Origin of the sequence: Candidatus Sodalis pierantonius str. SOPE (assembly GCF_000517405.1) — a bacterium.
Taxonomy (GTDB): Bacteria; Pseudomonadota; Gammaproteobacteria; order Enterobacterales; family Enterobacteriaceae; genus Sodalis_C; species Sodalis_C pierantonii.
Genome location: NZ_CP006568.1, coordinates 3,501,553 through 3,515,100 on the forward strand (window position 1 = coordinate 3,501,553; position 13,548 = coordinate 3,515,100).

The following is a 13,548-nucleotide window of genomic DNA, read 5'->3' on the forward strand; positions in this document are numbered from 1 at the left end:
GGCTGGACGCAGGGCCTGTACGGCGCTAGGGATCGCCTGCCGTTGCGCAGGCGGGAAATAACGGCGGCGGGTTATTTCCGCGTGCGGTCCGCACGCTGACGACGCAGCTCCTTGGGGTCGATGAGCAACGGCCGGTAGATTTCCACCCGGTCCCCGTCACTAAGTTCGTCTTCCAGTTTGGCGGGCCGGCTGAAGATACCGACTTTATTAACGTCGAGATCGATGTCCTGCCGTAGCGCCAGCAGACCGGAGGCACGAATCGCCTGTTCCAGAGTACTCCCCTCCTGGAGCACCAGCTGCCGCAGGTATTGGCGCTCCGGCAAGGCATAAATCACCTCGACCCGGATGTCAGGCATGGTAAACCTCTTTTGCCCGGCGGGTAAACACCATGACCATGCTGTTGGCCATTTCCTTGAAAATGCGTCCAAACGCCAGTTCGATAAGTTTGTTTTTGAATTCAAAATCGAGATGAAACTCGACTTTACTGGCTTCTTCGCTGAGCGGAATGAAACGCCAATCGCCGGCAAAAGAGCTGAATGGGCCTTCTACCAAGCGCATCACAATACTTTGATTTTCAGTGATAACATTACGGGTGGTAAATGATTTACTGATGCCCGCTTTGGAGACATTCATTTCAGCGGTCAATTCACTGCCGTTCTGCTCAAGCACCCGGCTGGCGGTACACCCAGGAATAAATTCGGGATAAGCGCTGATATCATTAACCAAGGCGAACATTTGCTCTGCGCTATAAGGAACCAACGCGGAGCGTGTAATATGAGGCATAATCTTTCCTGTCTTTATCGATTCACCTTAATATTATCATTTTTCTCCACTGAGACAAAAAGACCGTTACGTGCGCTATGCCACGTCCGTGATGAAAAGCCAGCCCGGGCGAGACGAAAGCTTTTCTTCCCCGCCCTTAACTGTATAATATTGCGCGCTATGACAAAGAAAAAAGCACATAAACCCGGTTCAGCCACTATTGCGCAAAACAAACGCGCCCGACACGAATACTTCATTGAACAGGAGTTTGAGGCGGGACTTTCGCTGCAGGGATGGGAAGTGAAATCGCTCCGCGCCGGCAAGGCGAACATCAGCGATAGCTATGTCCTGCTCAGGGATGGCGAAGCCTATCTTTTCGGCGCCACTTTCCAGCCGCTGACGGTGGCGTCTTCCCATGTGGTCTGTGACCCTATGCGAACTCGTAAGCTGCTGTTGAATAAGCGTGAGCTCGATTCACTGTTCGGCCGCGTAAGTCGTGAAGGTTATACGGTTGTCGCACTCTCGCTTTATTGGAAAAACGCCTGGGTGAAAGTGAAAATCGGCGTCGCCAAGGGTAAGAAAGAGTTCGATAAACGTACTGACATTAAGGAACGCGAATGGCAGCTCGACAAAGCGCGCATCATGAAGCACGCCAGTCGATAACGTTGCCGCCACGCCGTAAGTTTGCTATAATGAAATGAACAATTTGGGGCTGATCCTGGATTCGACGGGATTTGTGAAACTCAAGGTGCATGCCGAGGTGAGGTTGGCCTCGTAAAAAAGCCTCAAAAAAAATAATTGCAAACGACTCGCAATACGAATCTGCTGTGTTAGCAGCTTAATCAGCCTAATAAACTGAAGATTCCCTCTCTCCCTAGCCTCCGCTCTTAGGACGGGGATCAAGTGAGGTCAAACCCAAAAGAGATCGCGTGGATGTCCTGCCTGGGGCTGAAGCGTTCAATCCAATCAGGCTAGTCTGCTAGTGGCGTGTCCGTCCGCAGCTGACAGGTGAATGTAAAGACTGGACTAAGCATGTAGTGCCGAGGGCGTAGAAATTCCGGACGCGGGTTCAAATCCCGCCAGCTCCACCAAATTTGATAAGACAGTGACTGGACTACAACTCTTTAAATCAACAGGTTACAGACAGAGCGTATACACTGACCGGATAGGGATAGGACAGATAAATACACTTAAAAGAGCCTGTTTAGAAATTTGTGTATTTGCCTGATTTTGATATGTTCAATCCAACATCAAAAACAGGTTAATTTATGGACGAAAAACAGTTGCAGGCTCTGGCTAACGAACTGGCCAAAAATCTCAAAACCCCTGAAGATCTCAGTCATTTCGATCGACTGCTGAAAAAAATCAGCGTCGAAGCAGCTCTCAATGCCGAAATGACCCATCACCTCGGCTACGATAAAAATCAGCCTAAACCGGGGACCAACGCCCGCAACGGCTATTCCACAAAAACCGTTACCACTGGCGATGGCCCGCTGGCGCTGCGTACTCCGCGCGATCGTGACGGTTCCTTTGAACCGCAACTGGTGAAGAAGAACCAGACCCGGATTACCGGGATGGATAACCAGATTTTATCGTTGTACGCCAAAGGGATGACCACCCGCGAGATCGCCGCCGCGTTCAAAGAGCTGTATGACGCCGATGTCTCGCCGGCGCTGGTCTCAAAGGTCACCGATGCGGTCATGGAGCAGGTTGTCGAATGGCAAAACCGGCCTCTGGATGCAGTCTATCCCATTGTTTATCTTGACTGTATCGTTCTAAAAGTCCGGCAGGACAGCCGCATCATCAACAAATCTGTGTTCCTGGCGCTGGGCATCAACATCGAAGGCCAGAAAGAGTTGCTAGGTATGTGGCTGGTCGAAAATGAAGGCGCAAAGTTCTGGCTGAACGTGCTGACAGAGCTGAAAAACCGCGGCCTGAACGATATCCTTATCGCCTGCGTAGACGGGCTGAAAGGTTTCCCTGACGCTATTAACGCGGTGTATCCGGAGGCGCGGCTCCAGCTGTGTATCGTGCATATGGTGCGCAACAGCCTGCGGTTCGTCTCCTGGAAGGACTACAAGGCCGTCACCCGCGACCTGAAAGCTATCTATCAGGCCCCTACGGAAGAAGCCGGCTTGCAGGCGCTGGAAGCGTTCTCCAGTGCCTGGGACATTCGCTACCCGCAAATAAGTCGAAGCTGGCAGGCAAACTGGGCCAATCTGGCCACGTTCTTTGCCTACCCAACGGACATCCGCAAGGTGATCTACACGACCAACGCCATCGAGTCGTTAAACAGCGTGATCCGGCATGCCATCAAAAAGCGCAAGGTGTTCCCGACCGACGACGCAGTGAAAAAGGTGGTGTGGCTGGCGATACAGGCGGCCTCACAGAAATGGACAATGCCTTTGAGGGACTGGCGCATGGCAATGAGCCGCTTTATTATCGAGTTCAGTGACCGCCTGGACGGTCACTTCTGAGAAAAGGCATTTACACAGAATCCGGTACGGGCTCTGCATTATCGCTATATAAGGAAACTTTCGCATTAGATATCGTTGATCCTCAAGGAAATCATATCCCTCTGTCCCCAGGGAAATCAGCTGCCGATATCGAAACCTATGTCGAAGCGCTGCTTAAGCTTTACTACTTTAATAACATTACGTCTAGAATAATCGAAGAAAACAATTTCATTGATAGATTTATGTTTGAGCATCGCTACCGGCTTGCGGTCCATTTCAAACACCTGCTGTCAAGCGATCTTGAGGCGCTGAAAACAAATCGGTCTATTCCCGTCTTTGAGAAAAATGCCTACTCCGTTATAGATGGTTAATACCGCGAGCGCGGTTAGCGCGGTAGGGTTAACGAAGATGTTAAGCGGTCAGTTTGGCGTTGCGCTTATGCGCCGCTGGGCCATTACGGCCCGCGCCTGGAAAATAGTCATGCCGACCCGCCTGTGGAATCGGCAAGCTGACCTGAAAAGTGCTTGCATGGCGCATTCAACCACACAAGCATTGCCGGGCTTACGCTATTGTCATGGGCTTTTGATGTCCCATTAACATCACTCTTCATGGTGCCGAAAGCAAAAGGCATCGGCAAGTTATCATTCGTTTGCGCCGCTAGCGTGCGCGATTAATACCAGGACGGCTTATCATCCTCGGTGCCGGGTTTATTTACGCCGACGGAACCACGTACCGCTCGTTTAGGATCCCGCGCCAATTTAACCACGAGGTCGGCGACGCTTTTGCGTGAAACCTCCGTGCCCCTGAAAGGTTCACCCTTCTGAGTGAGCTCATAATCCACTTCGTCCCTGTCGGTGAGCCAGGCTGGCCGCACAATCGTATAGTCCAGCGACGAGGACTCGATAACGTTGGCAGCGGCGCTGTAAGGTTCAAGATAACCATCGTCCAACATCCTATGGTTCCACTTGCCGAAAGCACCGGGAACTTCGTCGTAAATACCCAGGGCCGAAATCCATATAAGACGTGGGACAGCAGCCGCTTCAAGTGCGCTAACGGTCGATCGCGCCTGCTCCTCAATGTCGTCACCCGCCAGATTTGCATAGACGACATCCTGGCCTTGTACGACTTCCTGTAGATGCTGCGTGTCCGTGACATCGCCTTCGATTACCCTGACATGTTCACTCGCCAGCTTGTGCAGACGTTCCGATTGGCGTAAATACAGCGTCAGAAAGCCCACCTTTTGCCCGAGAAATTGCTTAATGGCGTTCTGCGCGATCTTCCCGGCGGCACCAAGAATGAGAATGTTGCTCATAGCACACACCTTATTTCGTTTATCTCCACCATTGGAGAATGATGATGAAATTCGATCGGTTGTGATCTTAGCCAACAGGCTTTCTTAATCGTAGTCTATGGACAGTGGCGGACCGTATAAAAGTGGCATCGCCGCTAAAAGCAGCCTTTTGTCATCGCCAAGATAAGAAACCACGCCTCGCGATGATAGGCTTTTGGGTGATTGACCGGCAAATCGCGCAGGTCCCGGTTATTCTCTCTTTGCGGCGTTGGCTTGCGCTCTCAGGGATAGACCCAATATTCGGGCCAGACGGAATATGTCTTATTCAACCAAGCTACCGCTGTGCTTTATGCGGGCGAGATCCGCTGAGGGTGGTCGGCCGAACAACCGCGAATAATCCCTGCTGAACTGCGTATGGCTTTGATAACCGACAGGCAGCGCAATGGTGGTGATAGTCTCCCCCCGAGCGGTAAGCTTTGCCCGCGCCTGCATTAACCGGATCCTTTTTTGATATTGCACCGGGCTTAGCGCTGTGATTGCCTTAAAGTGACGATGAAACGCCGAAACGCTGAGCTCAGCCATATCAGCCAGCGCGTCAACCCTCACGGCCTGCATATAGTTCTGCTTTAGTCAATTTACCACCGCATAAATTCGTGACAGATGGGTTTCGGGCGTCGCTTTGTTGAATAAATCCGAAATGTGTGACGACTTCCTCCCTATCAGGGCGATTGTTACATGATGCGGACGCTGTTTGGCATTCCTAACAGTGTGATCCGGTTAAGTGCTTTAACCATTGCCATTGCCTCACCTACCTGCGCGTCATAGTCATGCAGACTCAGATGACCACCCAGAAGTGTTTTAAACCGGAACATGGCCGTTTCAGCCAGTGAACGCCGGTGATAACCTACTTTCTTTTTCCAGGTATCGTTATTGCCGCTCAGATGCTGATTTGCCACCGCATGGTTACGCTCATGGTATCGAGCTAGCCAATATTGCGCACCACTTCGCGGTGGGATAAGCGGCTTTATTTTTTTCCTCAGCAGAGCATCATGACAGTAACGCGTATCGTAAGCACTGTCAGCCGACGCTTCCCTGATTTTCCGGTGGGTTTGGTTAATCAGCCCGGGCAGCGCCTGCGCATCTGTCGTACCGCTTAGCGATAAATCGGCACAGATAATTTCATGTGTCGCGCTATCTACTGCCAGATGAAGCTTGCGCCATACTCTGCGCCTCTCAGCCCCATGCTGCCTGACTTTCCATTCGCCTTCGCCGAAGACTTTCAGGCCGGTGCCATCGATGACCAGGTGTGAGATTTCGCCGCGGGTTGGCGTTTTTATGCTGATGTCGACGGTTTTTGCTCGCCGGCTAACCAGAGAGTAATCTGGGCAGCGCAGCGACAGCCCCATCAGTTTAAAAATCGAGTCAACGAAACCCTGTAACGCCCGGAGCGAAAGGTTAAACACGCGCTTTATCATCAGAACCGTGGTAATGGCCATATCGGTGTAGTGAAGCGGCCGGCCACGATGTTCAGGTGGTGTACTCTCAGTCCATGCAGCAATGGCTGACTCATCAAGCCATACTGTCAGGTCCCCCCGCTGCCTGAGCGCATTGTTGTATGCGGGCCAGTTGGTGATTTTAAACTTTTGCTTTGCCATGGGGACCTGATGTTGAAACGAATGTAGTGATCAGAGCCGCCAGTCACCTAAAAGTTCGATTTATTCAACAAAGCCTTCGGGCGTTGCAATATCGCGTAGCATCCAGCCAAGCGGACCCTGGAGAACCCGGAACAGAATTTCCCGTTCATACGCCGGCGCCGGCGCGGCAATTTCCTCGGGCTTGTTCATCAGACGTAGCAGTCTTATCCAGGCATCCAATAATTCGACTGTAACGGGCGCGACAGCAAAGCCCGAATCATAACGCGCGGCGGTGCCCGAGGCGGGCAATCCGGCCAGCAGGTCCGCGATAATTTCCGGTTCGGGCGTCAGACTAACGGCAAGATAGGGGGCGCCGGTCTTTTTATCCGCATAAACTTTACCGACGGCCGGCAAATCCACCGACATCACGAAGTAAGTGACAGGATCGTATTGGTAGGTTCTGCTACCCACCGTCATGCTTTTTGATCCGGTCAGGATCAGATTAATCATCGGTTCATATATCGCGGCTAACCGATGCTCAGGGATCTCCCCCTGAACCATCGCCACGCGGGGTATACCGGTCTCAGTACGCTGATTCCCAGCCCCGGAAGCCAGCGCCCGGAGTTCATACAATTGTTCTTCTTCGCCCTTTGGTGAATAAAATCCGAAATTTGTGACAACTTCCTCCCTATCAGGGCGATTGTTACATGATGCGGACGCTGTTTGGCATTCCTAACAGCGTGATCCGGTTAAGCGCTTTGTTCATTGCCATAGCCTCACCTACCTGCGCGTCATAGTCATGCAGACTCAGATGACCACCCAGAAGTGTTTTAAACCGGAACACGGCCGTTTCAGCCAGTGATAACCTACTTTCTTTTTCCAGGTATCGTTATTGCCGCTCAGATGCTGATTTGCCACCGCATGGTTACGCTCATGGTATCGAGCTGGCCAATATTGCGCACCACTTCGCGGTGGGATAAGCGGCTTTATTTTTTTTCTCAGCAGAGCATCATGACAGTAACGCGTATCGTAAGCACTGTCAGCCGACGCTTCCCTGATTTTCGGGTGGGTTTGGGCTTTGTTGAATAAATCGAACTTTTAGGTGACTGGCGGCTCTGATCACTACATTCGTTTCAACATCAGGTCCCCATGGCAAAGCAAAAGTTTAAAATCACCAACTGGCCCGCATACAACAATGCGCTCAGGCAGCGGGGGGACATGACAGTATGGCTTGATGAGTCAGCCATTGCTGCATGGACTGAGAGTACACCACCTGAACATCGTGGCCGGCCGCTTCACTATACCGATATGGCCATTACCACGGTTCTGATGATAAAGCGCGTGTTTAACCTTTCGCTCCGGGCGTTACAGGGTTTCGTTGACGCGATTTTTAAACTGATGGGGCTGTCTCTGCGCTGCCCAGATTACTCTCTGGTCAGCCGGCGAGCAAAAACCGTCGACATCAGCATAAAAACGCCAACCCGCGGCGAAATCTCACACCTGGTCATCGATGGCACCGGCCTGAAAATCTTCGGCGAAGGCGAATGGAAAGTCAGGCAGCATGGGGCTGAGAGGCGCAGAGTATGGCGCAAGCTTCATCTGGCAGTAGATAGCGCGACACATGAAATTATCTGTGCCGATTTATCGCTAAGCGGTACGACAGATGCGCAGGCGCTGCCCGGGCTGATTAACCAAACCCACCGGAAAATCAGGGAAGCGTCGGCTGACAGTGCTTACGATACGCGTTACTGTCATGATGCTCTGCTGAGGAAAAAAATAAAGCCGCTTATCCCACCGCGAAGTGGTGCGCAATATTGGCCAGCTCGATACCATGAGCGTAACCATGCGGTGACAAATCAGCATCTGAGCGGCAATAACGATACCTGGAAAAAGAAAGTAGGTTATCACCGGCGTTCACTGGCTGAAACGGCCATGTTCCGGTTTAAAACACTTCTGGGTGGTCATCTGAGTCTGCATGACTATGACGCGCAGGTAGGTGAGGCTATGGCAATGGTCAAAGCGCTTAACCGGATCACGCTGTTAGGAATGCCAAACAGCGTCCGCATCATGTAACAATCGCCCTGATAGGGAGGAAGTCGTCACAAATTTCGGATTTATTCAACAAAGCGTCTTACCGAGCGCGCCCTATAACCTAGGCCGCTTTAGAGGACTAGCGATGAGCACGCGGTTCACCGGCGCAGGGAACGGACTTCAAGGAGAACATTTCCAACCAGTGAATGATCAACGTAAACGCTAACGCTAAAAACCCTTGTTGCCGCACAATTATGCCTCACGGGTTCACGCCGGCGGCTTAACAGGTCCCAGCTCGATAGAGAGTAAAGCGCTACTGTGGACAAGCCAAAAACATCTCCAAGGCCATGACGCCGTGAAAAGAGCTCACATCAGGCCGGGGTGACGATACATAGCGCAACCGTGAATAACTTAAGCTAGCGTCATTCTGTGATGTTGCGTTTATTTTTAATACTAGCGGCAATGTCGCCCTGTTCAGAGGTCATTGGCGGTGGAATATAAATAATTTCAGAGACCACAGTGGCAATGCCAGTGCTCATCAACGCGGGGTTCGCGACTGACACGCCCACCAGCAGCGTGGTGATGCCAATAGCCGTAGTAATTGACTTGGGATGTTTTTTGATAAAGGCGATGGCCGTATTTTTGACACTCCTCACTTTACTGGCAAATTTATATACTTTCCCCATTACCGCCGCGCGTGAAAGGCGTCCTGCCCCACCCTTTTCTGCCCCTATGAATTTGCTGCCTTCTCTACTTGACTTGCAGTGCACTTTTGCGATCCGCCATTGGCATAAAGAAATATAGTCATATCGCCCTCTTTGATATTATATAAACGCCCAGAGATCTTCAGCCCAACGTAATTTCAATACCATTAAAATTCGGCACCTAAGCAGCATTACTGCTAGGACCCACCTTACATCGCGTACGGCACTTAACGTTAAGTAAGGTCTTCTTTTTACTGACTCCTTAGCCAGTTTATTATTATCAGGCATTCAGGAAAAACAGATACCGGTATAAAGACATGTCATTTAAACAATAACACTATCAGGACTGCTTTTTCATATCATATTATGCTTCCTCACGTATGCCGCCAGTAGGGGAAACTTCGCTTCATTCACTCTCACCTCACTGATAATTTCCTCCAATAAACTAAACGTCTTTCCTGTTTTTAGCTTATCAATTTTCGCGTAAATATCTCCATTTAACGGGCCATGGTAATACTTGTCTGATTGCATGCAAGCCAGAGGCGAATTTGCAGCTAAGTTAACGTCATTGTGCCAGGTCACGTTATGATCATTGTCACCTATGTTTTCGTTAAGGTTATTCCTTGAGCTAACGAATGTGGAAATAGGTGATCCTGAACGCTGGAATTGATTCTCACCACGGCCAATATAAGCAGGTTCCGCATATAAGGGTTGGTCATAACCAGAGATAGCATAGGCAGGCTCTGCATAAACGGGCTCAGCATACAGGGGTTCGTCATAATCAGAGAAAGCATCGGCAGGCTCGGCATAGACGGGTTCGGCATACATCGTTTCGTCCCAGCCAGATTGATGGGAGAGGGGCTTGTCACAAAAGGGATCGCCATAACCAGGGTTAGCAGCGATGGGAGTGGCATTGACGGTCTCGGCATAGGCAAATCCGTCGTGAAGCTGATCACCCCCTATGGGATCGCCCTGTGTTAAAAGTCCCTTCCAGCCATTGTCATTGAGTTCATTTGCGAGCATCTCGTTTCTGCTTTGGTAGAGAGATTTAAGTGATCTCGCAAAACAATGCAGCCAATGCTCTTCGGCCTCTGCAATATTTATCTCGGCCATTTTGGCCTTTTCTTCCAGGTCAGAACAAAGCCTTGCATAAAAATCAAAGGTTTTCATTTGCAATGAAACCCACGCCTGGGCAAGCTCGGGATGCCGCGCGAGGCGTTCTTTGGCCGCGTCACTCAGCAAGTGTAGAGATAACCTGCCTTGATTCGACTGTGATACCCCATTAAATTCATTGCGTTCTTTATCGTAAGTAATACTGGTTAAGGCGCATCCGACGGTTTTATCGCCAACATGTGCCGGAAGCAGAAATTCACTGTCATTCGTTAACGCATGGCGTTGTATTGCCCTGATATCTCCCTCATGCTTACCATAGCAAAGGCTCTGCCCCTTCATGACGCCCGCAATAGCGAAACTGAATCGATAACTCCCCTCGCCATTGGATGTGACAACGGCGTGGAATTTATCATCATGAATGGGATAAGCCATCCCCTGCAATTGATGAAATGCAATGACTTTTGACAGAGCCTCTTCCGTCGTCATGTTGCCTTCGCCATGCGTAATAACAAAAATCTTTTCAAGCACCTCACAGGTTTTGGTCCCACAAAACCAATCTTTAATTTTATCCCAGAGGTTTAACGCCATGGCGTCCGCTTTGTTGTCACTGTTGATGGCGCGGGCAATTTTGTCACTACTTATGGTTCTATTGAAGGGTAAAAAAGGAGAGGATTTAATTGCAATCGACATAGCGTTCGCCCTTATCAGTATCGCCTCACCATGTAACACAGCGAGATAGCCCTAAATAAACATAATTGCCCCACTATAGACGGCACTCTGATTGACGCCATCAGGTGATTTACCGAGATATTCTCGGCGTTTTTCCGCGTCGGTCTCAAGCGATGACACGCATGATAAGGATGAAAATGAGGCTAAAGCGTGGGATAGTGAGCACCACCCGGCACGCTTACCCGGGGCAAGCGTGACTTTGTAAGCAGCGCGTTTATCAGGAAGCGTCGGACCGTAGAGATTTCCAACCCGACCTGTGCTTTGGGCGTTATTCGATGTGGCTCAAGGGCCAGGATTCAAACAGATAACCGTCAAAATAAATATCGTCGACATCAGAAAATTCCAGCAGACGATGTTTGACATTCTCCAGGTGTTGCCACATGGCAAATTTGGCGCCGCGCGGATCTTTTTTGATAAGCGCCGCCAGGATCTGTTTGTGGTCATGCAGCCATTCTTTGCGATAACGGGTATTATCCAAATGGCGGTGCAGCTGGATCCACATGGGATTATTTTCGCGCCACTCCCAGGACTGTTTGAACAGCTCGACCAACATGCTGTTATGGGTGGCCGCGGCAACCGCCAGGTGGAAATGCATATCGCCATTCTCCGCCCCGTCGGGAGAATCAGAGGCCAGCTCTTCTTCCTCAAGCTGGAGCGCCTGACGCATTTTTATAATGTCTTCACGGGTGGCCTGCAGGGCGGCAAATTCCGCGATGTTGCTTTCCAGCAGTTGACGCGCCTGCAGTTGCTCAAACGGGCCCGCATCGTTGCAAACATTTTGCGCACCCTCATCCTTGCCGCCTTGACGCATGTCTGGCGTGCTGATGACAAAGATACCCGCGCCGCGCCGGACCTCGATTAGCCCCTCCAGCTCCAACATAATGAGCGCTTCCCGGATCAGCGTTCGGCTTACGTTTAGCATGTCGGCAATCTCACGCTCAGGAGGTAAGCGTTCATTGAGCGCGTAGCGCTTTTGCGCAATCATGTCGCGCAGGATACTGCCCACTTGCTGGTACGGACGCTGTTGTATGAGACTCGATTTCATCGTAGCTTTATCTATGTCGGTTAACATCTATCAAAGAGAAGGAAGCGGCGCAATCGCGGGGGAGACCCCAACCACGCCGATACCTGGCCCGTTAGCTATAATGTCACACTTACGGTCGCAATACCATTTTGGGCGCCCTCTCGCCATTTTGGTTGACCAACGCCGCTTACTAGCGGGACGGCGTTACCCGATACGAGCCGTCCCTGACGCGCGGATATCAGCGCGTGCTGGCCCGGCGCGCTAACGGCACAGCGCTTCCACCGCGGCTCTAGCCCCTACCCGGCACAGCTGTTCATAAGCCTCGGTGACCGCCGTGACGAAGCGCGCATTCGCCGGCAGATCGTCACCAAAAATAGCGCGGATGCCGAGCAACGCCTGCACACGCTCCGGACCGCGCGGATACCGTTGATTAAGCGTTTGGAAGGTGCCGCTTAAGGGATCCACCACCTCAATGGCATTGCCCTGCTCGTCCTCACCCAGGATATAACGCATCCAGCCCGCGACCCCCAAGGCCAGATGACGAAAATCCGTCCCCTCCGCCACGTGCTGACGTATCAGATCCAGCATACGCTACGGCAGTTTCTGGCTGCCGTCCATGGCGATTTGCCAAGTGCGGTGACGTAGTGAAGGATTGCTGAAGCGCTCGATTAGCCCTTTGGCATATGCCGCCAAATCCGTGCCGGCTGGCATCGATAGCGTCGGCGCCTGTTCCTGCATCATCAGCGCCAGGGCCGCCTGGCGATATTGCGCATGGGTCATGGTATCGGCGATAGCATCACATCCCCCCAGGTAACCCAAATAGGCCAAAAAGGAGTGGCTGCCGTTAAGCATGCGCAGTTTCATCATCTCAAAGGGAACCACATCATTCACAAACTGTGCGCCGACCCGGTCCCAATCGGGGCGACCATTAACGAAGTTATCTTCTATGACCCATTGGCGAAAGGGTTCGCAAGCGATGGCGCAGGGATCGTCAACCCCAAGGCTATCGGCAATCTCCTGCAACGCTTTCGGCGTCGCGGCGGGCACGATGCGATCAACCATGGTGCAGGGGAAAGTCACCTGCTGCGCTATCCAGTCGGCGAGGCCGGCGTCACGCGCCCGGGCAAGCCCCAAGACCGCTATGCGCGCCACATGACCATTTTTACGCAGGTTGTCGCAGGACATCACGGTAAACGGCCGCAAACCCTGTTGCCGGCGCAGACGCAGCGCTTCAACAATGTAGCCGATGGCGGATTTCGGCCGATCCGGCGTGGCCAGGTCGTGCTTAATCAGCGGATGATTAAGATCGAGTTCACCGCTGGCCGGTTCGGCGCAGTAGCCTTTTTCGGTGACGGTTAGCGAAACGATGGCCGTTTCCGGACGCACCAGAGCATCAAGGATCGCGCAGCAGCCATCCAGCTCGGGATGCAGCACTTCCTTCATTGAACCGATGACTTTGAGTTCGGTGGCGTCGGCGCCTTTTTCGGCGACGGTATACAGGCACTGCTGCTTGCGTAAGGCCTCAATCAAGAACCGATCGTTGCCCGGCATCAGGTTGACTTCGCAATATCCCCAGTTCGACGCCGTTGTTTCCAGCAGATGGTGAGTATACAGCGCTTGATGGGCGCGATGAAAAGCGCCACAGCCCAAATGCACTATCCGCGCCGCCAGGCGTGAGGTATCCCAGGCGGGCCGGGCGACGCTCAGCGTGCCCGTGGCGATAGTTGTTTCCATTAAAGCCTCCTGCCATTCGGTCTGCCGGGGCAGTGCACCATGGGCAAACCGAACAGAATAGAATTAAACG

General features: G+C 51.9%; 11 protein-coding genes, 1 other RNA gene and 4 pseudogenes. 4 read left to right on the plus strand and 12 right to left on the minus strand.

Features of this window, described 5'->3' with window-relative positions; translation table 11 throughout:
- Positions 1–71: 71 nt before the first annotated feature.
- Entirely contained in the window at positions 72–356 is a 285-nt protein-coding gene (locus tag SOPEG_RS17540; RefSeq protein ID WP_025246336.1) for an RnfH family protein, read from the minus strand.
- Positions 349–783, minus strand: coding sequence for an SRPBCC family protein (locus SOPEG_RS17545; protein WP_025246337.1), 435 nt, complete (start codon positions 781–783; stop codon positions 349–351). Before SOPEG_RS17545 ends, SOPEG_RS17540 begins: the two co-directional genes overlap by 8 nt.
- Before the next feature lie 159 nt (positions 784–942).
- Here SOPEG_RS17545 and smpB point away from each other — a divergent pair, with 159 nt between their 5' ends.
- The 3 genes from smpB (at position 943) to SOPEG_RS17555 (ending at position 3,239) form a co-directional block, all read left to right on the plus strand.
- Positions 943–1,425 (plus strand): SsrA-binding protein SmpB, encoded by a 483-nt coding sequence (smpB, locus tag SOPEG_RS17550; RefSeq protein ID WP_025246338.1) that lies wholly within the window; start codon positions 943–945, stop codon positions 1,423–1,425.
- 45 nt (positions 1,426–1,470) lie between these two features.
- Positions 1,471–1,853, plus strand: a transfer-messenger RNA (tmRNA) gene (ssrA, locus tag SOPEG_RS25240).
- Positions 1,854–2,030: 177 nt separating this feature from the next.
- Positions 2,031–3,239, plus strand: a complete 1,209-nt coding sequence (locus SOPEG_RS17555) for an IS256-like element ISSoEn2 family transposase (RefSeq protein ID WP_025246339.1) — start codon at positions 2,031–2,033, stop codon at positions 3,237–3,239.
- 116 nt (positions 3,240–3,355) lie between these two features.
- Here the strand turns inward: SOPEG_RS17555 and SOPEG_RS29935 are convergent, their stop codons facing one another.
- From SOPEG_RS29935 to SOPEG_RS26640, 6 genes and pseudogenes are all read right to left on the minus strand, one after another.
- The gene (locus tag SOPEG_RS29935) at positions 3,356–3,493 is read right to left on the minus strand and encodes a hypothetical protein (RefSeq protein WP_236851541.1); all 138 of its coding nucleotides are present in this window, start codon (positions 3,491–3,493) and stop codon (positions 3,356–3,358) included.
- A 395-nt stretch (positions 3,494–3,888) separates the two neighbouring features.
- Complete coding sequence (locus SOPEG_RS17565; protein ID WP_025246341.1) at positions 3,889–4,530, minus strand: SDR family oxidoreductase; 642 nt, start codon at positions 4,528–4,530, stop codon at positions 3,889–3,891.
- Positions 4,531–4,830: 300 nt separating this feature from the next.
- Positions 4,831–5,127 (minus strand): annotated as a pseudogene (locus SOPEG_RS17570) (helix-turn-helix transcriptional regulator); the annotation flags it as partial.
- A gap of 113 nt (positions 5,128–5,240) precedes the next feature.
- The gene (locus SOPEG_RS17575; protein WP_025244973.1) at positions 5,241–6,164 is read right to left on the minus strand and encodes an IS5-like element ISSoEn1 family transposase; all 924 of its coding nucleotides are present in this window, start codon (positions 6,162–6,164) and stop codon (positions 5,241–5,243) included.
- A 75-nt stretch (positions 6,165–6,239) separates the two neighbouring features.
- Positions 6,240–6,776, minus strand: a pseudogene (locus SOPEG_RS17580) (AraC family transcriptional regulator); the annotation flags it as partial.
- Between the two features lie 70 nt (positions 6,777–6,846).
- Positions 6,847–7,217 (minus strand): annotated as a pseudogene (locus tag SOPEG_RS26640) (transposase); the annotation flags it as partial.
- A 75-nt stretch (positions 7,218–7,292) separates the two neighbouring features.
- Between SOPEG_RS26640 and SOPEG_RS17590 the strand changes: the two are divergent.
- Positions 7,293–8,216, plus strand: a complete 924-nt coding sequence (locus SOPEG_RS17590; protein ID WP_025246343.1) for an IS5-like element ISSoEn1 family transposase — start codon at positions 7,293–7,295, stop codon at positions 8,214–8,216.
- A gap of 380 nt (positions 8,217–8,596) precedes the next feature.
- Here SOPEG_RS17590 and SOPEG_RS17595 read toward each other — a convergent pair whose 3' ends face one another.
- The 4 genes and pseudogenes from SOPEG_RS17595 to SOPEG_RS17610 form a co-directional block, all read right to left on the minus strand.
- Positions 8,597–8,860, minus strand: a complete 264-nt coding sequence (locus tag SOPEG_RS17595; protein WP_025246344.1) for a hypothetical protein — start codon at positions 8,858–8,860, stop codon at positions 8,597–8,599.
- 372 nt (positions 8,861–9,232) lie between these two features.
- On the minus strand, positions 9,233–10,681 hold the full coding sequence (locus SOPEG_RS23315) for a hypothetical protein (protein WP_025246345.1): 1,449 nt from the start codon (positions 10,679–10,681) through the stop codon (positions 9,233–9,235).
- Positions 10,682–10,988: 307 nt separating this feature from the next.
- Positions 10,989–11,765, minus strand: a complete 777-nt coding sequence (uxuR, locus tag SOPEG_RS17605; RefSeq protein WP_025246346.1) for a Uxu operon transcriptional regulator — start codon at positions 11,763–11,765, stop codon at positions 10,989–10,991.
- 240 nt (positions 11,766–12,005) lie between these two features.
- Positions 12,006–13,478, minus strand: a pseudogene (locus tag SOPEG_RS17610) (fructuronate reductase).
- Between the last annotated feature and the right edge of the window lie 70 nt (positions 13,479–13,548).

Coding starts and splice junctions, on each gene's coding strand:
- SOPEG_RS17540 (WP_025246336.1), bottom strand. CDS start 356: ATGCCTGACATCCGGGTCGAGGTGATTTATGCCTTGCCGGAGCGCCAA.
- SOPEG_RS17545 (WP_025246337.1), bottom strand. CDS start 783: ATGCCTCATATTACACGCTCCGCGTTGGTTCCTTATAGCGCAGAGCAA.
- smpB (WP_025246338.1), top strand. CDS start 943: ATGACAAAGAAAAAAGCACATAAACCCGGTTCAGCCACTATTGCGCAA.
- SOPEG_RS17555 (WP_025246339.1), top strand. CDS start 2,031: ATGGACGAAAAACAGTTGCAGGCTCTGGCTAACGAACTGGCCAAAAAT.
- SOPEG_RS29935 (WP_236851541.1), bottom strand. CDS start 3,493: ATGGACCGCAAGCCGGTAGCGATGCTCAAACATAAATCTATCAATGAA.
- SOPEG_RS17565 (WP_025246341.1), bottom strand. CDS start 4,530: ATGAGCAACATTCTCATTCTTGGTGCCGCCGGGAAGATCGCGCAGAAC.
- SOPEG_RS17575 (WP_025244973.1), bottom strand. CDS start 6,164: ATGGCAAAGCAAAAGTTTAAAATCACCAACTGGCCCGCATACAACAAT.
- SOPEG_RS17590 (WP_025246343.1), top strand. CDS start 7,293: ATGGCAAAGCAAAAGTTTAAAATCACCAACTGGCCCGCATACAACAAT.
- SOPEG_RS17595 (WP_025246344.1), bottom strand. CDS start 8,860: ATGGGGAAAGTATATAAATTTGCCAGTAAAGTGAGGAGTGTCAAAAAT.
- SOPEG_RS23315 (WP_025246345.1), bottom strand. CDS start 10,681: ATGTCGATTGCAATTAAATCCTCTCCTTTTTTACCCTTCAATAGAACC.
- uxuR (WP_025246346.1), bottom strand. CDS start 11,765: ATGAAATCGAGTCTCATACAACAGCGTCCGTACCAGCAAGTGGGCAGT.